The 20160-nt window shown below is 74.5% G+C and carries 19 protein-coding genes; 13 read left to right on the forward strand and 6 right to left on the reverse strand.

Annotation, left to right across the window (positions count from 1 at the left end; genetic code table 11):
• Window position 1: 1 nt before the first annotated feature.
• Entirely contained in the window at window positions 2-748 is a 747-nt protein-coding gene (locus tag BJZ21_RS10015) for a M50 family metallopeptidase (RefSeq protein ID WP_179663595.1), read from the reverse strand.
• 84 nt (window positions 749-832) lie between these two features.
• Between BJZ21_RS10015 and BJZ21_RS10020 the strand changes: the two genes are divergently transcribed.
• Genes BJZ21_RS10020 through BJZ21_RS10045 form a run of 6 tightly spaced genes read left to right on the forward strand, consistent with a single transcriptional unit; the run spans window position 833 to window position 5933 of the window.
• Window positions 833-1225: a hypothetical protein gene (locus tag BJZ21_RS10020; RefSeq protein WP_218851421.1), complete on the forward strand. Its 393-nt coding sequence runs from the start codon at window positions 833-835 to the stop codon at window positions 1223-1225.
• Window positions 1222-1719, forward strand: coding sequence for a hypothetical protein (locus BJZ21_RS10025; RefSeq protein WP_179663597.1), 498 nt, complete (start codon window positions 1222-1224; stop codon window positions 1717-1719). Before BJZ21_RS10020 ends, BJZ21_RS10025 begins: the two co-directional genes overlap by 4 nt.
• A 58-nt stretch (window positions 1720-1777) precedes the next feature.
• Window positions 1778-3286, forward strand: a complete 1509-nt coding sequence (locus BJZ21_RS10030; RefSeq protein WP_179663598.1) for a hypothetical protein — start codon at window positions 1778-1780, stop codon at window positions 3284-3286.
• Window positions 3287-3325: 39 nt separating this feature from the next.
• On the forward strand, window positions 3326-4177 hold the full coding sequence (locus BJZ21_RS10035) for an aldo/keto reductase (protein WP_179663599.1): 852 nt from the start codon (window positions 3326-3328) through the stop codon (window positions 4175-4177).
• A complete protein-coding gene (locus tag BJZ21_RS10040; protein WP_179663600.1) occupies window positions 4177-5229 on the forward strand; it encodes an alanine racemase in 1053 nt (350 codons plus the stop codon). Before BJZ21_RS10035 ends, BJZ21_RS10040 begins: the two co-directional genes overlap by 1 nt.
• 23 nt (window positions 5230-5252) lie before the next feature.
• Window positions 5253-5933 (forward strand): peptidylprolyl isomerase, encoded by a 681-nt coding sequence (locus BJZ21_RS10045; RefSeq protein WP_179663601.1) that lies wholly within the window; start codon window positions 5253-5255, stop codon window positions 5931-5933.
• On the opposite strand, the gene BJZ21_RS10050 is transcribed toward BJZ21_RS10045, so the two are convergent.
• Window positions 5920-6390, reverse strand: a complete 471-nt coding sequence (locus tag BJZ21_RS10050) for an OsmC family protein (RefSeq protein WP_179663602.1) — start codon at window positions 6388-6390, stop codon at window positions 5920-5922. The two genes, BJZ21_RS10045 and BJZ21_RS10050, sit on opposite strands and share 14 nt — an antisense overlap.
• A gap of 32 nt (window positions 6391-6422) precedes the next feature.
• On the opposite strand from BJZ21_RS10050, the gene BJZ21_RS10055 reads away from it, so the two are divergent.
• Entirely contained in the window at window positions 6423-7025 is a 603-nt protein-coding gene (locus tag BJZ21_RS10055) for a flavin reductase family protein (protein ID WP_179663603.1), read from the forward strand.
• 122 nt (window positions 7026-7147) lie between these two features.
• Window positions 7148-7432: a Fe-S cluster assembly protein HesB gene (locus BJZ21_RS10060; RefSeq protein ID WP_179663604.1), complete on the forward strand. Its 285-nt coding sequence runs from the start codon at window positions 7148-7150 to the stop codon at window positions 7430-7432.
• A gap of 78 nt (window positions 7433-7510) precedes the next feature.
• On the opposite strand, the gene BJZ21_RS10065 is transcribed toward BJZ21_RS10060, so the two are convergent.
• Window positions 7511-7654, reverse strand: a complete 144-nt coding sequence (locus tag BJZ21_RS10065; protein WP_179663605.1) for a hypothetical protein — start codon at window positions 7652-7654, stop codon at window positions 7511-7513.
• A gap of 192 nt (window positions 7655-7846) precedes the next feature.
• Here BJZ21_RS10065 and BJZ21_RS10070 point away from each other — a divergent pair, with 192 nt between their 5' ends.
• Complete coding sequence (locus BJZ21_RS10070) at window positions 7847-8845, forward strand: NADP-dependent oxidoreductase (protein WP_179663606.1); 999 nt, start codon at window positions 7847-7849, stop codon at window positions 8843-8845.
• A gap of 10 nt (window positions 8846-8855) precedes the next feature.
• Here BJZ21_RS10070 and BJZ21_RS10075 read toward each other — a convergent pair whose 3' ends face one another.
• Window positions 8856-10613, reverse strand: a complete 1758-nt coding sequence (locus tag BJZ21_RS10075) for a hypothetical protein (protein WP_179663607.1) — start codon at window positions 10611-10613, stop codon at window positions 8856-8858.
• 209 nt (window positions 10614-10822) lie between these two features.
• Here BJZ21_RS10075 and pepN point away from each other — a divergent pair, with 209 nt between their 5' ends.
• The 4 genes from pepN (at window position 10823) to BJZ21_RS10095 (ending at window position 18444) form a co-directional block, all read left to right on the forward strand.
• The gene (gene pepN, locus BJZ21_RS10080) at window positions 10823-13330 is read left to right on the forward strand and encodes an aminopeptidase N (protein WP_179663608.1); all 2508 of its coding nucleotides are present in this window, start codon (window positions 10823-10825) and stop codon (window positions 13328-13330) included.
• Window positions 13331-13346: 16 nt separating this feature from the next.
• Window positions 13347-14177 carry a formate dehydrogenase accessory sulfurtransferase FdhD gene (locus BJZ21_RS10085; RefSeq protein WP_179663609.1) on the forward strand — a complete coding sequence of 277 codons (831 nt, stop codon included), beginning with the start codon at window positions 13347-13349 and terminating at the stop codon, window positions 14175-14177.
• Between the two features lie 80 nt (window positions 14178-14257).
• Window positions 14258-15448 (forward strand): exonuclease SbcCD subunit D, encoded by a 1191-nt coding sequence (locus BJZ21_RS10090; RefSeq protein ID WP_179663610.1) that lies wholly within the window; start codon window positions 14258-14260, stop codon window positions 15446-15448.
• Window positions 15448-18444 (forward strand): AAA family ATPase, encoded by a 2997-nt coding sequence (locus tag BJZ21_RS10095; RefSeq protein ID WP_179663611.1) that lies wholly within the window; start codon window positions 15448-15450, stop codon window positions 18442-18444. Before BJZ21_RS10090 ends, BJZ21_RS10095 begins: the two co-directional genes overlap by 1 nt.
• A gap of 323 nt (window positions 18445-18767) precedes the next feature.
• Here BJZ21_RS10095 and BJZ21_RS10100 read toward each other — a convergent pair whose 3' ends face one another.
• Window positions 18768-19091 (reverse strand): nuclear transport factor 2 family protein, encoded by a 324-nt coding sequence (locus BJZ21_RS10100; RefSeq protein WP_179663612.1) that lies wholly within the window; start codon window positions 19089-19091, stop codon window positions 18768-18770.
• Window positions 19092-19146: 55 nt separating this feature from the next.
• Window positions 19147-20106 (reverse strand): hypothetical protein, encoded by a 960-nt coding sequence (locus BJZ21_RS10105; protein WP_179663613.1) that lies wholly within the window; start codon window positions 20104-20106, stop codon window positions 19147-19149.
• Between the last annotated feature and the right edge of the window lie 54 nt (window positions 20107-20160).

The following is a 20160-nucleotide window of genomic DNA, read 5'->3' on the forward strand; positions in this document are numbered from 1 at the left end:
CCTAGCCACCGACGTGGACACCGGTGCCGCGCACCGGTTCGAGCAACCATGTCGCGCCCAGGGCCAGGAGCCCCGCGGTGACGACCAGGAAGACGCCGACCCAGACCAGCGCCGGCAGCGGCGTGATCCGGGCGAGCAGGTCCGCGTCGGAGGTGCGGGTACGCCGACGCCGACGCTCGGCCTGCAGCTCCAGCACCGGGCGGGGCGCGGCGAGCAGCAGGAACCAGGTCCCGGCGTACGCCGCTGCCGACTGCACGCCCTCACTCCCCCACCACGAGACCGCGGCCACGGCCACGCCGGCGACCGCGACCAGGTAGAGGCCGTAGAAGTTGCGGATCTGCAGCAGCAGGAGCGCCAGCAGGGCGACCGCCAGCCAGAGCACGGCGAGGGCGTGCCGCTCCCGCAGCAGGTACGCCGCGCCCAGCCCGAGCACGGCGGGGCCGGCGTAGCCGGCGAGCGCCGTGACCACCATGCCGTGCCCGCTGCTGCGCCCACGCGACAGGGTCAGTCCCGAGGTGTCGGAGTGCAGCCGGATCCCCATCAGTCGCCGGCCGCTGAGCAGCGCGGCCAGGCCGTGGGCGCCCTCGTGCGCGATCGTCACCACGTGCCGGGTCAGCCGCCAGGCCGACGGCACGGCGACCAGCAGCAGGGCCGCGAGGCCGCAGCCCAGCACGACTGCCGGGTCCGGCGGCGGCTGGTGCCCGACCACGTCGGACCAGACCCGGGCCAGGTCGTCAGCGAGGTGCACGCCGACCAGCGTGCCCTACGGGACCTGGCCGCCGACGGAGTCGGGGCGGGTTTGTGGCCACGGCCGGTCGGGTACGCGACCCGCGTGCAGCGATTCCCGTTCCGGTTCGCCCCGGCGTACCGACTTCCTGCCCTGCTCTTCGGCGTCACGCCGGGCACGGCCCGGGTCGAGGTCGACGACACCGAGCTGAGGGCGCGGTTCGGGCCCTGGTCGCTGCGCACGCCGCTGACCAACGTCGCGTCGGTGGAGCGCACCGGTGGCTTCCAGTTCCTCAAGACCGCCGGCCCGGCGCACCTGTCGTTCGCCGACCATGGCGTCACCTTCGCCACCAACGGCGACGACGCCGTCTGCGTCTGCTTCCACGAACCGGTCCGGGTGCTCGACCCGACCGGTCGGCTGCGCCACCCCGGCGCGACGTTCACCGTCGCGGACCCGCCGGCCCTGCTGGCTGCCTTGGAGGACCTGGAGGAGCGATGACCGACACCGTCGACACCGAGAGGCAGCTGCCCGAGCACCAGCGGCCGCAGGACACCGGTGACGCGACCGTCGAGGCGCTGGGCAAGCTCTCGGAGGCCCTCGAGACCGTCGAGCACGCTCGCGGGCTCCTCTACGGCTTCCACCGACTCACCGGGTCGGCGGACCTGGCGCTCGGCGAGGCGGTCGACCAGCTGCGCGAGGCCGGTCACCAGGAGCTGGCGGACCGCCTCGAGCGTGAGCTGGTGGGGCGCAATGTGATCCACGGCCGCTGGACCTTCCAGATCGTCGAGGACTACGACGACAACTACTACGCCACCTTCAAGGACCTGGAGCGCGCGGCGCGGGACCAGCTGGTCGGTGGCCGCCGGCACCTGTTCGAAGCCGAGATGAAGGAGCAGCGACGCACCCACGGAGCGCCCGCCCACGAGGCGGTCCCCGACGACAGCGGTCCGCAGGGTGCCAAATCCGGTCCGGGCGGCGTCCGGACCCCTTAAGGTGGGCGCCGCGTCGAGGGGACGCGGCGGTCGATAAGAACTCGGGGGTAGGCGCAGGATGGCGAGGTCTCCGGACATCCTGGAGGACCCCACTCCCCTGGACGGTGCACACGTCGACGTGCGCGTGCGCATCGCCTGGCTGCTGCGCTCGTGGCGGACGCTGGGCATGGACGGCAAGGCTGTCTCGGTCACGGAGATGGCGGGGCTGCTCAAGGAGCACGGCACCCCGGCCTCGCCGCCGTCGGTCTCCGGGTGGGAGACCGGACGGGTCGCCCCGAGCCCGGCCGTCGTCGAGGCCTACGAGGCCGTGCTCGAGCTCGAGCCCGGATCGCTGCGCTCGGTCGTGGACCTGGTCCGGCGGCGGTTCGGCGACGACGGGCCCCGCTCCCCCGCGCCGCCTGTCGATCTCGCCGACCTCGACGACGCCGTCGACCGCGTGGTCGCCACCCCCGCCCCGCCCGGCCTGGCCTGGCTGCACTTCAGCGAGGCGGTGCTCGAGGTCCGTCCGGGGCTGCCGCGCGCGTTCCTGCGACCGCTGGTGGCCCGGCTGCTCAGCGAGATGAGCCGCTCCGCGGCCACGGCGTACACGACGAGGTACGAGGCGCTGGCCCTGCTGCGCTGCAGCGCGTACGCCGACCTGGTGGCCGACGCCATCGGCGACTTCTTCGACGAGCCGGGCAACCTGCTGCTCGGCGACGCGGCCCGGCTGCTCTCGGAGCGACCGGACGGTCGGGCCGTCCTGATCCTGGCGCCGCAGCTGACCAGCGCCGAGTTCCTGCGACTGCGCGCCGGTGTGGTCGGGCTCGAGCACGTCGCCACCACGGGTGAGGAGTCGGTGTCGGTGTGGGGGCCGGTGGTCGGCCCGTTCGTCCGGGCCTGGGAGCGGGACGGGAACGATCCGGAGCGGCGGCAGCAGCTCGTCGAGCTCTGGCGGGCACTCCCCGAGGGCGCGCGTGACCCGATCGCCGAGCGACTCTCCTCCCCGGTGCCCGACGTGCCCGAGCCGGCCGCCTCGGAGCCGGGCGGTCTCGAGGACCAGCTCGCCTTCTGCGGCCACACCGCGGGCCGGGCCGCCGAGGCGCTCGGGCTGCCCGACCAGCCGTTGCTCGCGCGGCTGCTCTTCGAGGCACTGTTCGAGGAGCGCGACGCGCGCCGGGTCACCTCGTCGTTGCTGCTGATGGCCTCCCCGTTCCGCGGGCACCTCGCGGTGGAGCTCGCGGCCGCGGCTCGCGACCACGACGACGCGCGGGTCCGCCGGGCCACCGCGACGCTGATCCTGCTCATCGGTCGCGAGGAGACCCACGAGACCGTCCGGGGGCTGCTGGACAGCGAGGACGTCGTGGTGGTGACCGGTGCGCTGTTCGTGCTGATGCACTCCGGGGGACAGCTGGGGTCCGACCGCCTCGAGTCGCTGATCCGGCTCCCCGAGCCCCTGGACCGGCGCGCGCTGTTCTACGCCGGCATGACCGCCCACCCGATGCTGGACCGGATCGCTGCCGACCACGGGCAGCCGCTCCGGCAGCTCGCGCGATGGTGGCAGCGCCACGGCAGCGCGGTCACCACCTGACCGGCCGCCGGCCCACCTCGGACTCGCTACGTTGAGGCCATGAACGCCGCCACGAGCCCCGTCCCGACGTACACCCTCAACGACGGCACGTCGCTGCCGGCGATCGGCTTCGGCACCTACCCCCTCAAGGGCGAGGAGGCCGTCACCGCGATCCTCGGCGCGCTCGACTGCGGCTACCGGCTGCTCGACACGGCCGTGAACTACGGCAACGAGGCGGAGGTGGGCGAGGCGATCCGGCGCTCGGGCCTCCCCCGCGAGGAGATCACCGTCACCAGCAAGCTCCCCGGCCGCCATCACGGCTACGACGACGCGATCGCCAGCGTGCACGCCTCGCTCGAGCGCCTGGGGCTGGACCACCTCGACCTGCACCTCATCCACTGGCCCAACCCCAGCGTCGGACGGTACGCCGAGGCCTGGCGCGCGCTGGTCGACCTGCGGGCGCAGGGGCTGGTGCGCTCGATCGGCGTCTCGAACTTCACCGGGGCGCACCTGCAGCGGATCATCGACGAGTCCGGTGTGACCCCGGCGGTGAACCAGATCGAGCTGCACCCCTACTTCCCGCAGGTGGAGATGCGCGCGGTCAACGAGCGGTTCGGCATCCGCACCGAGTCCTGGAGCCCACTGGGCAAGCGGCGAGCGCCGTTCTCCGAGGAGCCGGTGGCCAGTGCCGCGGCGCGACACGGCGTCACGCCGGGCCAGGTGATCCTGCGCTGGCAGGTCCAGCTGGGGTCGGTGCCGGTCCCCAAGTCCGCGACGCCGGAGCGCCAGCGCGCCAACCTCGACGTGTTCGGCTTCGAGCTGGACGAGGGGGAGATGGCGGCGATCACCGGCCTCGGGCGGCCCGACGGCCGGCTCTTCGGGGGCGACCCCGACACCCACGAGGAGCAGTGATGCCGGCGACGCCGTACCTCCGGGTCGACCTGGCGCGGCTGCGCGGCAACATCCGTGCCGCCGCGGACCTGGCCGCGAACGGCGGGGTCGGCCTGCGCCCGCACGTCAAGACCCACAAGTGCGTGGAGATCGCGCGGCTGCAGCTGGCCGCGGGCGCCGTGGGGATCAGCACCGCCACCCTCGGGGAGGCCGAGACGTTCGTCCGCCACGGCTTCGACGACGTCTTCATCGCCTATCCGCTCTGGCTCGACACGACCTCCGCGGGCCGCCTCACCGACCTGACCGGCGATGCCCGGGTCGCGATCGGCGTCGACTCCGTCGAGGGCGCGGCGAACGCCGGGCGGCTGCTCGGCGGCTCCGCGGTCGAGCTGCTCGTGGAGGTGGACTGCGGGCACCACCGCACCGGCGTTCCGCCGGAGGAGGTGGTGGCCGTGGCCACCGCGGCGGCCAGGACCGGGCTGTCGGTGCGCGGCGTGTTCACCTTCCCCGGCCACAGCTATGCCCGCGGTGCCCCCGCCGAGGCCGCGCGGGACGAGGCGGCGGCGCTGAGTCGGGCGGCCGAGGAGCTCACCGCGGCCGGGCTGCCGCCTCGCGTGGTGAGCGGCGGCTCGACCCCCAGCCTGGCCCACTCCGACCTGGGCGTGCTCACCGAGCTGCGGCCCGGCGTCTACGTCTTCGGCGATGCGCAGCAGTGGGAGCTCGGCGTCATGCCACCGTCGGCGGTCGCGCTGACCTGCCGGACCAGCGTGGTCAGTCACGCCGGGGGGCGGGTGGTGCTCGACGCCGGGAGCAAGGTGCTCGGGGCGGACCGGGCGGCGTACGCCACCGGCTACGGCCGGCTGCCCGAGCATCCGGAGGCGCGGATCGTGATGCTCTCCGAGCACCACGCCGTCGTCGACCTGGCGGGGGCGGCCCTCCCGCCCCTGGGCAGTCGGCTCGACGTGGTCCCCAACCACGTGTGCAACGCGGTCAACCTCGTCGACACCCTCTTTGCCGAGGAGTCCGGGGAACTGCGGGCCTGGCCGGTGGCCGCCCGCGGCCTGAACGCCTGAGCGCCCGTCCTACGATCGTCGGCATGCTCAAGCGACCCCTCTCCCTCCTCGCCGCGGTGACGATGGTCCTGGCCGTCTCCGCCTGTGGCAGCGACACCGGCTCCGACCAGGCGACCGATCAGCCGAGCCAGCCCAGCCGGTCGGCCACCGGGCCGGCGTGCACTTACTCCGCCGACGGCCAGCAGCCGGCCAAGGACGTGGGCACACCGCCGGACCACGCGGCTGTGTCCGGTCAGGAGAAGGTCACGATCAAGACCAACTTCGGCGACATCGGCGCGACCCTCGACGCGGACGCCACCCCGTGCACGGTGAACTCGTTCGTCCACCTCGCCGACAAGGACTACTACGACAACACTGTCTGCCACCGGCTGACCACCCAGGGCATCTACGTCCTGCAGTGCGGTGACCCCACCGGCACCGGATCGGGCGGCCCGGGCTACTCGTTCCCCGACGAGCTGAGCGGCAAGGAGACCTACCCGGCCGGCACCCTGGCGATGGCCAACGCCGGTCCGGACACCAACGGCTCGCAGTTCTTCATGGTCTACGCCGACACCCCGCTGCCCCCGGCGTACACGGTGTTCGGCCATCTCGACGCCGCGGGGCTGAAGGTCGTCAAGGCGATCGCCGACAAGGGCACCGCGGACGGCGGCCCCGACGGCGCTCCCAAGGACAAGGTGGAGATCCAGTCGGTCACTGCCCAGTGACGGGCCCAGTGACGGACCCGGCGCCGACCTCGACGTAGTCCACGGGCTCCCCGAGGGCGACGGTCCGGCCGACCGTGCAGAGCCGGTCGCGCACCTGCTGCAGGGTGCGCGGGAGCACCTCGCGCGCACGATCGCCGGCCTCGCCCTCGGGGAACGCCAGGTCGAAGCCGACCCGCAGGCCCACCAGGTGGCTGCCCTGCTCGTCGCGGACCTTGTGGCCCTCGGCGTGCGCCTCGAAGACGTCGGCCGCGGCACGCTTGCGGGTGATCAGGTCGACGTCGATGGCGCCGCAGCCGGCGAGCGCGGCCAGCAGCAGCTCGACCGGGGTGAAGTCCGGGTCGTCGCCGGAGCCGATCGGCAGCACTCCCCCGCGCCCGTTCGTGGCCTTGTAGCGACCGTCGCCGATCTTGACCAGGTCGATGCTGCGCAGGGTGGGGTCGGGGGTCTCCTCGCTCATGGACCAAGCCTGCCACGGCGTACTGTCGCGCCATGCGCTCCGTGTTCCGCTGCGAGGACCCCGACGTCAACGCCTACCGGCTCCTGACCGCGCTGGTCGTGCCGCGGCCGATCGCCTGGATCTCCAGCCTGGACCAGGCCGGGGTGGGCAACCTGGCACCCCACTCGTTCTTCAGCGTCGCCTGCGCCAACCCCCCGATCGTCTCCTTCACCTCGGTGGGCAGCAAGGACACGCTCGCCAACGTGCGGGCCACCGGCGAGTTCGTGGTCAACCTCGCCTCGGAGCCGCTGCTGGGGCAGGTCAACGCCACGAGTGCCCGGTTCGGGCCCGACGTGGACGAGGCGGCGGCCCTCGGCATCGCCCTGGAACCGAGCGTGCTCGTCGCCCCGCCCCGGGTCGCCGACTCCCCGGCCTCGCTGGAGTGCACGCTGCACTCCACCCAGGAGCTCGGCGACTCCACGTTGGTGCTGGGCCGCGTGCTGGCGGTGACCGTGCTCGAGGACGCGCTCGTCGACGGGCACCCGGTCATGGAACGCCTGCGCCCGGTCTCCCGGCTCGGCCGGGACGAGTGGGGCCTGCCGCCCGAGGTGGTCTCGGTCCCGCGCCCGGCTCGCCCCGAAGACATCCAGCGCTGAAGACATCCAGCGCTGAGGACATCCAGCGCTGAGGACCCCCCTCGGCGGCCGTCGGCTTGCGTGAGCGCCCTGGGCGGGTCAGGGTGGAGGTGTCCTGCACGCCATCGGAAAGGCGGAGAGCCATGCTCACCCTCACCGAGAACGCCAGCACCATCGTCAGAGATCTCACCCACCAGCCCGGGCTCAGCGAGTCCGCCGGGCTGCGGATCACCTCCGAGGACGCACCCCAGCCCTCCTTCGCCGTCTCCGCGGCCGAGGCGCCGGAGCCGGGCGACCAGACCGTCGAGCAGGACGGCGCGACCGTCTACCTCGACGAGTCGGCCGCGGTCATGCTCGACGACAAGGTCCTCGACGCTGCCGTGGACCCATCGGGGAAGGTCGAGTTCGCGCTCGGCCTGCAGGGCTGACGCCTCCCCCGGCAGCGACACGGCCCCGCACCCGAACGGGTGCGGGGCCGTGTCACGTCCGGGCCGGGTGAGCGATGCTCAGCGGCTGCGCCGGCGCTGCAGGCGGCGCGTGCGCCGGGCGTCCCGGCGGGCCAGCTTCACGTCGCGGACCAGCGCGAGGTCCTGGTTGCTGTGGGCGCGCGCCTCGACGATGCCGTAGGCGATCTGGAGCTCTCGATCCATGGTGGTACCCCCTCTGCCCGCCGCGTTGCGGGCCCTCGTTGCGTAACGAGCAGTTTGCTGATTCGTCTCTTACATTCTAGGCACTCCGCCGGCGGCTGCGGGCATCGTGGAAGGCGTGATGTCGCCCACCCCCGCAGGGACCCGGCCGCCCCCCTCCGCGGGCCCGCGGGCCGGCCCGTGGAGGATCGGTCCATGACCACGCGCAGCCGCCAGATCCACCTCGCCTCCCGCCCCACGGGTTGGCCGACCCCCGACAACTTCCGGGTGGTGGAGGTCGATCTCGGCGACCCGGGGCCGGGCGAGGTGCTGTTGCGCAACACCTGGATGTCGGTCGACCCCTACATGCGCGGTCGGATGAACGACGCGAAGTCCTACGTGCCGCCCTTCGAGCTGGGGGCGCCGCTCGACGGTGGCGCCGTCGGCGAGGTCGTCGCCTCCGGTGACGACGCCGTCCCGGTGGGCGCCACCGTGCTGCACGGCCTGGGTTGGCGCGAGCACGCGGTGGTGCCGGCCCGCGCCGTACGGGTGGTGGACACCGAGCGGGTGCCGGCCTCGGCCTACCTCGGGGTGCTCGGCATGCCCGGGCTCACGGCGTACGTCGGCCTCACCCGCATCGCCCAGCTGCGCGAGGGCGACCGGGTGCTCGTCTCGGGTGCCGCCGGTGCGGTCGGCTCCAGCGTGGGCCAGATGGCCCGGATGCTGGGCGCCTCGGCGGTCGTCGGCTCGGCCGGGTCCGCGGAGAAGGTCGCCTGGCTGACCGAGGAGCTCGGCTTCGACGCGGCGGTCAACTACAAGGACGGGCCGGTGGGTCGCCTGCTGGCCCCGCACGGCCCCTTCGACGTCTACTTCGACAACGTCGGCGGCGACCACCTCGAGGCCGCGATCGCGCACCTCGACGACTTCGGGCGGATCGCCGCCTGCGGCGCCATCGCCCAGTACAACGACACCGAGGCGACGCCCGGGCCGCGCAACATGGCGATGTTCGTGACCAAGAAGCTGACCCTGCGCGGGTTCATCGTCCGCGACCACGACGACCTCACCGCCGAGTTCCACGAGCGGGCGGGCCGCTGGGTGGCCGAGGGGCGCCTCGTCGGGCGGGAGACCGTCGTGGACGGCCTGGACCACGCGGTGGACGCGTTCCTCGACCTGATGCGCGGCGGCAACACCGGCAAGATGCTCGTGCGCCTCTGAGCCGGGGCGGTCAGCGCACCCGGACCGGGACGCCCTGGTGCCCGCCGACCACCTTGTCCAGCGGTGCGCCCAACGAGGACCGGGTCACGGGGTGGTCGCCGCCGAGGCGGAGCGAGACCGCGAGCTGGTCGTTGCGCACCAGCGTCGCCACGAGCCTCTTCGCCTGGGCCAGCGTGGTGGGCGAGTCGATGGCCGCCCCGAGGTCGTTGCCTCCGGTGACGTCGAGCCGGCCCGTGCTGCCGCCGGCGGCGGCGGGGATCGCGACCGCGAGCGGCGCCGTACGACGGCCCGTGTCACCGGTGAGGAGCACCCGCAGCGCCACCGTCGCGCCCGCCCGCGCCTCGACGGGCGACCCCTTGCCGACCTTCACCCACCGGTCGCCCAGGCGCTGCTGGAGCCCGGCCACCCGCCAGGTGGAGTTGTCGGTGCTCACGTCCGACCTCGCGGTCACCGTGTCGATCCGCAGCCCGTGGATGGCGGAGAGCGAGTAGACGAAGTCCGCGAACGGGTAGGTCGCCTCGTCGGCGATGTCGTAGCTCGCGACGAACCTGTCGGTCACGGCCAGGTGGAACGCCGTGCCTTGCGCGTCCTGCCCGGTGATCCGCCAGGCCAGCAGCTCCGAGCCCGGCACCCGGGCGTCGAAGGTGCGGTCGTGGTTGCCCACGCTCGCGTAGTACACCGTCGGGGCCAGCGCGAGCGGCACCGGCACGTAGCTGGTGCCGGTGCGGTGCCGACCCTGGGCGCGCACCGTGTCGGTGACCGTCGTGGTCCGAGGGAGCTCGCCCAGTGTGCCGGTCACCCCGGTCAGGTGGTCGTCGGTGATGACGCCGGCCGGGGCGCCGACGTTCGCGATCTTCGACGGCGGCCCGAGGCTCTCCTCCTGGATGTAGAGCGCATCGGCGGGGTGCAGTCCCAGCGTCGTGCGGCCGAGGAACTGCATCGGGTGCCCGAAGCCCACGACCCGGCCGTTGCACACCGACGTGACCGTGCCGATCCCTGCCTGCGTCACGTCGCCCCACGACAGGGTGACGCCCAGGTTCCCGCCCGCCACGAGCGTCGCGGGGCCGGGACCGGACCCGGCCCGGGCCGAGCGCCCGATCGCATAGGTGTCCTTCGGCAGGTAGTGGAGCCCCGGCTTGCGCTGCGCGAGCCGTTGCGCGCCGACCCCGGACACGCCGACCGGCATCGGGAGCTGGCTGAAGCCCTGGGTGGCCTGGCGCCGCGTGACGCCGGTGTGCCGCGCGATCGTGCGGGCGGCGGCGCTCCCCACCGCCACCTTCGCGGTGTCGCCCGGCTTTCCTGCGGACAGGTAGTCGTCCATCTTGTTGTACGGCGTGAGGCCGGCCACCGGGGACGCCCCGTAGGACAGGCCGTAGGAGACCGCCCCGATCAGCCGGCCGGACGCGTCGTACACCGGGGACCCGGACATGCCCTGCCAGATCCCGCCGACCCGGTCGATCTCCGGCGAGGACAGCCGGGCCATCACCAGGTCGACACCCGGCGCGATGCCATCTTGCAGGGTGCCCAGCACGGTCCCGGTGAACGAGGTCGGGGTGGTGCCCGACGCGACGGTCAGCCCGGTGACGGGGTCGCCCTGGTCGACGGTCGCGAGGCGGGCCGGCCGGGCGCAGTCCCCCGCCGGGGCGGCCGCCTGGGCAGCAGTCTGGGCGGGATCCGGCGCGAGGGTGGCGGCGGCGGTGCCGACCGCTGCCAGCGCCGCCAGCGCGAGCAGCGCCGGCGCCCGGCGCCGGGCGGGTGAGGTCAGCATGACGGGTCACTCCCCCCTCTGGGTCGGCCTCCCGAGTCGGCCCTCCGAGTCGAGTCGCTCCGACCACCCCCGACGGTAGGAGCGCGGCCCCCGGCCGGGCAGGGCCGAACGGGCCCACCGGACGCCGCGAACGTCCCGGTGGCCGGAACGTGACGCCGGTCACCGCCCCCCCGCCCGGGACCGGGGTGGACGCGCTTAGGGTGTCCGCCGTGACTGCCGCCAACCAGAGCCCCTCCACGAGCCTGAAGCGCGCCGAGGCCGAGGCCCGGTTCGAGCTGCTCGACGTCGCGTCGTACGACGTCCACCTCGACCTGGCCAGCGACGAGGCGACCTTCCGCTCCGTGACCACCCTCCGCTTCACCTCCCGCGGCGGGGCGACGTTCGTCGACCTCAAGCCGCTGCGCGTGAACGAGATCCGCCTCAACGGCTCGCCGCTCGACGCCGACCTGCTCGAGCGCGGCCGGCTGCCCCTGGCGACCGTCGAGGGCGCGAACGAGCTGGTGGTCGACGCGGTGATGCGCTTCCGCAACGACGGCGAGGGCCTGCACCGCAGCGTCGACCCCGCGGACGGCCGGCACTACGTCTACGGCATGTCGTTCATGGACGCGGCGCCCAGCATCTTCGCCTGCTTCGACCAGCCGGACCTGAAGGCGCCGTACACCTTCCACGTCACCGCGCCGAGCGACTGGGTGGTCGTCGGCAACGCCCCCAGCGCCGACCCCGAGCCGGGGGCCGGGAACACCGCGCTGTGGGAGTTCGAGCAGACCCAGCCGCTGTCGACGTACTTCGTGACGCTGGTGGCCGGGCCCTACCACGTGATCCGTGACCACCACGACGGCATCGCGCTGGGCCTCAGCGCCCGGCAGAGCATCGCCAAGGACCTCGACGCGGACGCCGACGAGCTGTTCACGATGACCCGGCAGTGCTTCGACGAGTACCACCGGCTGTTCGGGATCCGCTACCCGTTCGGCGACTACCACCAGGCGTTCGTGCCGGAGTTCAACGCCGGCGCCATGGAGAACCCCGGCTGCGTGACCTTCCGCGACCCGCTGGTCTTCAGCAGCCGGGTGACCCGCGGCGTGCGGATCCAGCGGGCCTCGACGGTCGCCCACGAGATGGCGCACCAGTGGTTCGGCAACCTCACCACGCCGAAGTGGTGGGACGACCTGTGGCTCAACGAGTCCTTCGCCGAGTACATGGGCAACCGGGTGACCGGCGACGTCACGGAGTACGGCGACGTCTGGACCCACAACTCCTACGCGCGGCGCCAGTGGGGGCTCGTCGCCGACCAGCGCCCCAGCACCCACCCGGTCGCCGGCAACGGCGCGGCCGACGCGAGCTCGGCGCTGCAGGACTTCGACGGCATCTCGTACGCGAAGGGCTCCAGCATCCTCAAGCAGCTCAACGCGCGGCTCGGCGACGAGGTGTTCTTCGCCGGCGTGGTCGACCACTTCACCACCCACCGGTTCGGGAACGCCACCATGCACGACCTGTTCGCCAGCTGGGAGCGGGCCGCCGCCCAGCGCGCGAGTGCCGTGGACCTCTCGACGTTCACCAGCAACTGGCTGCGCACGGCCGGCCCCGACGCGATCACGCTCGACCGTGCGGCCGGCGTCGTACGCCGCACGCCCCCGGCCGACCACCCGGCCGACCGCAGCCACACCCTGCGGGTCGCCACGGCCCGGCCGCAGGGCGGCGAGTGGGAGGTCGACACGCTGTCCCTGGCCGCCGCGGAGACGCCGGTGGCCGTGGTCGGCGGCGACGCCGTGGTGCTCGACCCCTTCGAGGACACCTGGGCCGTGGCGCAGCCCGACCCGACCACCGTGGCCGCCCTGACGGCGCTGCTGCCCACCACCGCGGACCCGGCCCTGCGGGCCGGGATCTGGAACAACGTGCGCAGCGGGTTCCACAACGCCGCCGTGGCGCCGGCCGCCGTGGTCGAGCTGCTGGTCGCCGGCCTGCCCTCCGAGGACACCGACGACGCGATCTTCTACACGCTGCCGTGGACCCTGCGGGAGGTCGTCCCGATGACCACCGACCCCGCGGCCGCGATGGACCGGCTGCACGCCGTGCTGGTCGAGAAGGCCACCGGCGCCGCCGCCGGCTCGACCCTCCAGCTCGCGGCGTTCCAGTCCGCGGTCAGCACGGCCACCGACGCCGGGCAGCTGCGCTCCTGGCTCGCCGGCCGGGTGCTCCCCGAGGGCCTCGAGGTCGACCTCGACCTGCGTTGGCGGATGCTGGTGCAGCTCGCGACGCTCGGCGAGACCGACCGCGAGGAGCTCCAGCGGGCGCTGGAGGCCGAGCCGACCGCCCGGTCGCGGGTGGAGCACTCCCGGGCGATGGCGTCGCTGCCCGACGCCGAGGCCAAGGCGTGGGCGTGGGCGCGGTTCACCGGGGAGGTCGACGTGCCCAACTACGAGCTCGAGGCCGCCGGGCTCGGCATGTGGCGGGCGGGGCAGGAGCACCTGACCGCGCCGTACGTCGAGCGCTACTTCGCCGAGGTCCCGGCCACCGTGGAGGTGCGCAGCGGCTGGAACCTGGCCGACGGCGCGGACTCGTTCTTCCCGGTCACCGCCGTGGACGAGCAGACGGTGGCGCTCGCCCGCGCCCTCCTCGCGGACGCGGAGGTGGACGCCTCGATCCGCCGCCGGGTGGTCGACGCCACCGACGACCTCGAGCACCGGCTCGCGGTCCGGCGCGCGTTCCCGACCGTCTGACGGGTACGTTCCCCCTGTGACCGTTCGCCCGCGCCGCCCCGGACCCACGATCCGGACGCGCGTGCGGGAGATCCTCGCGGACGGCGAGCGCCACCACGAGGACCGGCTCGCCACCGAGGAACCGCTGGAGATCCGGCTGGCCTGGCCCGGCGCGGCTCCCCGTCGGGTCTGGGTGACGATGCGGACCCCCGGCCACGACTTCGAGCTTGCGGCCGGATGGCTGCTCCATGAGGGCCTGATCGGCGCCGGCGACCTCCACGAGGTGGCCTACTGCACCGACGTCGACCTCGCGCCCGAGCAGGAGTTCAACGTGGTCACGGTGCGGCTGGTCGGCCCGCCGCGCCGCGACCCCGGCCACCGGCACGACGCGCTCACCACCGGGTCCTCGGCCTGCGGCGTGTGCGGCAAGGACAGCGTCGCCTCGGTGCTCGACCTGCCGCGCGCTGCCGGCTGGACCGGTGACCTGCCCACCGCCGACGTCGTACGCCGGCTGCCGGACCTGCTCCGCGAGCGCCAGGCCGTCTTCGACCGGACCGGGGGCGTCCACGCCGCGGGCCTGTTCACCGCCGAGGGCGAGCCGCTGGTGGTCCGGGAGGACGTCGGCCGCCACAACGCGGTGGACAAGGTCACCGGTGCCCGGCTGCTGGCCGGCTCGCCCGTGGCCGGGGCCTGCCTCGTCGTCAGCGGCCGCGCCGGGTTCGAGCTCGTGCAGAAGGCCGTGGCCGCGGGCACCGGCTCGCTGGTGTCCGTCGGCGCGCCCACCAGCCTGTCGGTGCGGCTGGCCAAGGACGCCGGCCTGGCGCTCTACGGCTTCACCTCCGCGCGTCGGTGCGTGCGCTACAGCTGAGCGGGAGGTCACAGCCCGCTCCAGGGCCTCGCCCGGCGTGGGGGCGCCGGACTGTCGGTGGTCCTTCCTAGGTTGGTCCCATGCGCATCCTGCACACCTCCGACTGGCACCTGGGCCGGTCGTTCCACCGCGAGGGGATGCTCACCCACCAGGCGGCGTACGTCGACCACCTCCTCGACGTGGTCGAGCGCGAGCGGGTCGACCTGGTGCTGGTCGCCGGCGACGTCTACGACCGGGCGCTGCCCCACGTCGACGCCGTGAGGCTCGCCGACGAGGCGCTGGCCCGGCTGGCGGCCTCGCGCGCAAAGGTCGTGATCACCAGCGGCAACCACGACTCAGCCCAGCGGCTGGGGTTCAGCTCCCGGCTGATCGACGCGGCCGGTGTCTTCATCCGCACCGACGCCGGCACGGTCGGGGCGCCCGTGCTCCTCGAGGACGAGCACGGCCCGGTCGCCGTCCACGGCCTGCCCTACCTCGACCCCAGCGCGGTCCGGGAGCCCTGGGGGCTGCCGGGTCGCTCCCACGAGGCGGCGCTGGCCGAGGCGATGCGGCGGGTGCGGGCCGACCTCGCGGGCCGGTCCGGGGTCCGCTCGGTGGTGCTGGCGCACGCGTTCGTCGCCGGCGCGGAGCCCAGCGACTCCGAGCGCGACATCAGCGTCGGCGGCGTGTCGATCGTGCCGACCTCCCTGTTCGACGGTGTCGACTACGTCGCGCTGGGGCACCTGCACGGCCGGCACACGCTCACCGAGGCGGTGCGCTACAGCGGCTCGCCGCTCGCCTACTCCTTCTCCGAGGCGACCCACCGCAAGGGCTCGTGGCTGGTGGAGCTGGGCCCGACCGGGCTCGGGAGCGTGGAGTTCGTCGAGGCCCCGGTCCCCCGGCCGCTGGCCCGGCTGCGCGGCAGCCTGGAGTCGCTGCTGGCCGACCCCGCCCTCGCCGGGCACGAGGCCTCCTGGGTGCAGGCGACGCTCACCGACGACGTGCGTCCGCGCCAGGCGATGGAGCGGCTGCGCGCGCGGTTCCCGCACACGCTGGTGCTCGGCTTCGAGCCGCTCGCCGGCGACGCCGCGACCGCGCCCGCGGCGCGGGTGCAGGGCCGCAGCGAGCACGCGATCGCCCTGGACTTCGTCGAGGAGATGCGCGGCGCGCCCGCGACGCCGGCCGAGGGCGCGCTGCTGCGCGAGGCGTTCGACGCCTGCTGCGAGGACGCCGACGTCGACGTGCTCGTCCCGTCCGCTGGCGCAGCCGGTGGGCCGGGGGCGGGGGTCTGATGCGCCTGCACCGGCTCGAGGTGACCGCCTTCGGCCCGTTCGCCGACACCGTGTCGGTGGACTTCGACCAGCTCTCCGACGCCGGGCTGTTCCTGCTCTCCGGGGCCACCGGGGCGGGCAAGACCAGCGTCCTCGACGCCGTCTGCTTCGCGCTGTACGGCGACGTCCCCGGCGACCGCGGAAGTGCCCGGCGGCTGCGCTGCGACCAGGCCCCACCGGGCCTCGCGCCCCGGGTCGAGCTGGAGGTGACCCTCTCCGGGCGCCGGTTCCGTCTCGAACGGTCACCGGCCTGGGAGCGCCCGAAGAAGCGCGGCACCGGCCTGACCACCGCCCAGGCCTCGGTGACGCTCAGCGAGCGGGTCGGCGGGGTGTGGCAGCCGCTCTCCAGCCGGCTCGACGAGACCGGGCACCTGGTCACCGCGCTGCTCGGCATGAACCTCGGGCAGTTCACCCAGGTGGCGCTGCTCCCCCAGGGACGCTTCCAGACCTTCCTGCGCGCCCGCTCCGAGGAGCGTCACCAGCTGCTCCAGCGGCTCTTCCGCACCGGCCGGTTCGAGGACGTCGAACGCTGGCTGCGCGAGCGCCGGGTGGCCTTGCGACGCGAGTCCGACGGCGCCCAGCGCAGCGTCGCCCAGCAGCTCAGCCGGGTGAGCGAGGCGGCCGGGACGCCCTGCCCCGACGACCGGGACCTGCACGACCTCGCCGCGCCCGCGGGGGCCGGTGCCCTGCTGGCGTGGGCCGCCGACCTGCACGCGGGCGCCTCGGCCCGGGCCGAGGAGAGCAGCGCCGCAGCCGAGGCCGCCGCCGGGTCCGAGGCGGAGCTGCGCGGGCGGCTCGACGAGGCCCGCGACCTGCACCAGCGCCGCCGCCGCCTCGACGAGGCCCGCGTCGAGCACGCCCGCCTGGCCGGGCTCGCCACCGCCCACGCCGCCGACGTCTCGGCGCTGGACCGGGCCCGGCGGGCCGCCCCCGTGGTCCCGCTGGCACGGCTGGCGGCCGGGGCCCGTCGTACCGTCCGGGCGGCGGAGGCCGAGGCCGCCCGGACGAGCGAGGCCGCGGCGGAGATGCTCGACCTGCTCTTCGCCGACCGCGGCACCCTCGAGCAGGCGGTGCGGGACGCCACCGACCTCGCTGCGGGGGTGCGGGCCGCCCTTCCCCGGGAGGCGCGACTGCGCGAGCTGACGGCCGAGATCCCCGCCTTCGAGGCCCGGCACACGTCGTTGACCGGGACGGCGGCGGAGACCCGCGCCACCCGCGGGGCGCTGCCGGCTCGGATCCTCGACCTGCGCGAGCAGCTGAGCGACGCCCGAGAGGCCGCGGCCGAGGCCGAGCGGATCACGGCGGAGGTCGCCCGGCTGCGGGAGCGGCTGGCCGCGGCGGAGCAGTTCGTCGCCGTGACCGGCGAGCTGGCCGCGGCACGCGAGGACTGGCTCGCGGCCCGGGAGCTCACGCTCAGCCGCCACGAGGAGCTGCTCGCGCTGCGCCAGGCACGGATCGACGGCATGGCCGCCGAGCTCGCCGGTGCGCTCGCCGCCGGTGCCTGCTGCCCGGTGTGCGGGTCGGCCGAGCACCCGGCCAAGGCCAGCTCGGCGCCCGGTTCGCCGGACGATCGCACCGAGCGCGCCGCCCAGCGCGCCCTCGACGACGTCAAGGCCGACGAGCTCGCCCGGGACCTGCGGGTCCGTGACCTGGAGACGCGGCTGGCCGTGGCCGGCGAGAAGGCCGGGCCTGCGAGCCGCGACGAGCTCGCCGCCGCGCTGGACGACCGCTGCGCCCGGCTCACCTCGTTGCAGGAGCGGGCGGACCGTGCGGACCACCTCGCCGCGGCGCTGGAGGCGGCCGAGGCGGAGCTGAGTGGGCTCGGCGAGCGGATGCTGGTGCAGGAGCGGGAGCTCGCGACGCTCGCGACCACGCTCGCGCGGTGCCGCGAGGAGGTCGCGACGGTCCGCGACGAGATGGCGGCGCTGCTGACGGGTTCCGGCCGATCCGACCTCGGCGCACTCCTCGAGCTGCACCGGTCCCGCATCGAGGCCGGCGAGCGCGCGATCCGCGCCATCGACGAGCTGGACTCGGCCGCGAGCGCCCTCCTCGAGGCGGAGCGGGCCCTCACGGAAGCCGTGGGCGAGGCGGGGTTCGACGACGTCGAGGCCGCGCTCGCGGCCACCCTGACCGCCGACCGGCTCGCGTCCCTGGAGCGGGAGGTGGCGGGCCACCAGCGCAGCCTCGCCGCGGTGGAGGCGGTGCTGGCCGAGCCCGGCCTGCTCGAGCTCGGCGACGTCGAGCTGCCCGATCTCGACCGGCTCGTCGCCTCCCACGAGCAGGCCCTCGCCGCGCTCGGCGAGGCGCGCACGACCGCGAGTCGCTGGACCACTCGCCGCGACCGGCTCGACGGCCTGCTCACCGAGCTCACGGTCGCACTCGACGCGTGGGCGCCGCTGCGGGAGGAGCTGGAGGCGACCGCGCACCTCGCCTCGTTCGTCGACGGCAAGGCCGCGGACAACCGGTGGCAGATGCGCCTGTCCGCCTACGTCCTGGCGTACCGGCTCTCCCAGGTGGTCGCCGCGGCCAACGAACGGCTGGGCCGGATGAGCGACCAGCGCTACACCCTGGAGCACACCGGTCGGCGCGGTGCGGGTGAGACCCGCGGCGGGCTGAGCCTGCTGGTGCGCGACGACTGGTCCGGGGAGTCCCGCGACCCGGCGACGCTGTCGGGGGGCGAGACGTTCGTCGTCTCCCTCGCGCTGGCGCTCGGCCTCGCCGACGTGATCACCCACGAGGCCGGCGGCGCCGACCTCGACACCCTCTTCGTCGACGAGGGCTTCGGCTCCCTCGACGCCGACACCCTCGACGACGTGATGGACGTCCTGGACTCCCTGCGCGACGGCGGCCGGGTCGTCGGCGTGGTCAGCCACGTCGCCGAGATGCGCGACCGGATCCCCGCCCAGCTGCTCGTCCGCAAGTCCCGGCACGGCTCGACCCTCGCCGTCGCCCGCTGACCTGTCGCCGGCCCCCCGGCGGCCGGGGGCAGGGGCCGGGCGAGGCGGGTCGCCGGGCTTCCGGTTTGCGGAATGGCGACAATCCGCAATCCGACCCGCCCCCGGAATGCGGTTTCCCACCATTCGATGACCCCGGGGAGCCCGGCCCACCCAGGCTGGGGGCCACCCGGCCGGGATTCCGGTCGAGGCGGGTCGCCGGCCTTCCCGTTGCGGAATGGCGACAGTCCGCAACCCGACCCACCCCCGGACTGCGGTTGGTCACCATTCCGCAAGCCAGCCATTCCGCACGCCGGCCAGACCGCACCCGCTGAGCGCAACGACCGTCAGTCACCCAGGATGACGACCCGGCTGATGACACCGTCCCGCACCTGGTAGGCGACGACGTACCCGGTGGTCTCGCCGCCAGTGAGCACGCGCTCGTGGTCGACCACCCAGTCGCGCTCGCACAGCCGTTCGATGACGTCGGCGTGCACGTCGGCATGGTGGGCGAAGAGCCGGCTGTAGGCGTCCCGCATCTCCGCGTGACCGGTCATCAAGGAGCGGCCGTCGCCGCTGGTGACCACGGCGTCGACCGCGTAGCAGGCGACGAAACCGTCGACATCGTGGGCGTTGTACGCCGCGAGCTGGGCCACCACCGGATCGTCCATGTGCACTCTCTCCTTCGTTCCATCCGACCCCGTTCCGTCCGTCCACCGACGGCGCTCAGGACCGGGTCCGGACCACGACAGGGCGGTCGTCGTCCAGCCACTGCAGGGCGCCGGCGGTCCCGGACAGCCATGCCTTGGCCCGCTGCCACGCCGTCCACCAGCGCACCGGCGAGCCGGACCCGGGCGCGATCTGACGGTCCCCGTGCTGCCAGTCCGTCGCGCACGCCGAGGAGGTGGGGCTCCACGTCGTCTGGAGCGCGTCGAGACCGGTGAGTCCCCGCAGCGCCGACCCCGACAGCTCGGTCGGAGCCGACGACGAGGGCCCCGTCGGCACCGTGGGACTCGTCGGCACCGTGGGACTCGGCGTGAGCGGGGTGGCCGGCGGCGGCACGTCCGAGGGGCTCCCGACCAGGGAGCCGGTACGCCGTAGGTGCAGCGCGGTCAGCGCGCAGCTGACCAGGGCCCTGCCGCGCACCGAGCCGGCCCGGGCCGCCACCGCCTGGGAGTCCGTGCCGTGCGCGGGCAGCGCCTGCACGCCTGCCATCAGGCTGGTCCAGGCCACGGACCAGCCGCGCGCCAGCCTCCAGGAGGCGTCGTCGGCGGGTCCCCAGACCAGTGCCGACTCCCCCGGCAGCACCAGGCCCGGCGGCACGGCGACGTGGGCGCGCAGCCACCTGGTCCACAGGTCGCCGCCGACCACCCGGAACGAGTGGGCGCCGGGCTGGGTCGTCCAGGCCGCGCGGCTGCCGTCGTAGAAGAGCACCGGCCCGGAGCGCCGGTCACTGGTGCAGCCGCGCAGGTCGTGCAGGGACGGTGCCGGCCGCCCCGCGGGCGTGGTGAGCGTGAGCCGCAGCGGGTAGGCGGTCGGGCATCCGGACCTGGTCATCACCGCGACGGTCCGCACGCTGGGTCCGGCGTCCGCCGAGCAGCCGGCGACCAGCGGGGCCGATCCGAGCAGGGCCGGGGCGAGGAGGGCCGCGACGAGGCGGCGGACTCGACCAGAACCAGCGGGCATCCTTCCTCCCCCGGATCGGTCGCGCGACGGGACTCAGACGTGTTCGCTCCAGTC

This window comes from Nocardioides panaciterrulae, assembly GCF_013409645.1.
In the GTDB taxonomy this organism is placed as follows: Bacteria; Actinomycetota; Actinomycetes; order Propionibacteriales; family Nocardioidaceae; genus Nocardioides; species Nocardioides panaciterrulae.

Coding starts and splice junctions, on each gene's coding strand:
- BJZ21_RS10075 (WP_179663607.1), bottom strand. CDS start 10,613: ATGCTGACCTCACCCGCCCGGCGCCGGGCGCCGGCGCTGCTCGCGCTG.
- BJZ21_RS10090 (WP_179663610.1), top strand. CDS start 14,258: ATGCGCATCCTGCACACCTCCGACTGGCACCTGGGCCGGTCGTTCCAC.
- BJZ21_RS10055 (WP_179663603.1), top strand. CDS start 6,423: ATGCGCTCCGTGTTCCGCTGCGAGGACCCCGACGTCAACGCCTACCGG.
- BJZ21_RS10095 (WP_179663611.1), top strand. CDS start 15,448: ATGCGCCTGCACCGGCTCGAGGTGACCGCCTTCGGCCCGTTCGCCGAC.
- BJZ21_RS10100 (WP_179663612.1), bottom strand. CDS start 19,091: ATGGACGATCCGGTGGTGGCCCAGCTCGCGGCGTACAACGCCCACGAT.
- BJZ21_RS10060 (WP_179663604.1), top strand. CDS start 7,148: ATGCTCACCCTCACCGAGAACGCCAGCACCATCGTCAGAGATCTCACC.
- BJZ21_RS10040 (WP_179663600.1), top strand. CDS start 4,177: ATGCCGGCGACGCCGTACCTCCGGGTCGACCTGGCGCGGCTGCGCGGC.
- BJZ21_RS10030 (WP_179663598.1), top strand. CDS start 1,778: ATGGCGAGGTCTCCGGACATCCTGGAGGACCCCACTCCCCTGGACGGT.
- BJZ21_RS10065 (WP_179663605.1), bottom strand. CDS start 7,654: ATGGATCGAGAGCTCCAGATCGCCTACGGCATCGTCGAGGCGCGCGCC.
- BJZ21_RS10025 (WP_179663597.1), top strand. CDS start 1,222: ATGACCGACACCGTCGACACCGAGAGGCAGCTGCCCGAGCACCAGCGG.
- BJZ21_RS10070 (WP_179663606.1), top strand. CDS start 7,847: ATGACCACGCGCAGCCGCCAGATCCACCTCGCCTCCCGCCCCACGGGT.
- BJZ21_RS10050 (WP_179663602.1), bottom strand. CDS start 6,390: ATGAGCGAGGAGACCCCCGACCCCACCCTGCGCAGCATCGACCTGGTC.
- BJZ21_RS10105 (WP_179663613.1), bottom strand. CDS start 20,106: ATGCCCGCTGGTTCTGGTCGAGTCCGCCGCCTCGTCGCGGCCCTCCTC.
- BJZ21_RS10035 (WP_179663599.1), top strand. CDS start 3,326: ATGAACGCCGCCACGAGCCCCGTCCCGACGTACACCCTCAACGACGGC.
- BJZ21_RS10045 (WP_179663601.1), top strand. CDS start 5,253: ATGCTCAAGCGACCCCTCTCCCTCCTCGCCGCGGTGACGATGGTCCTG.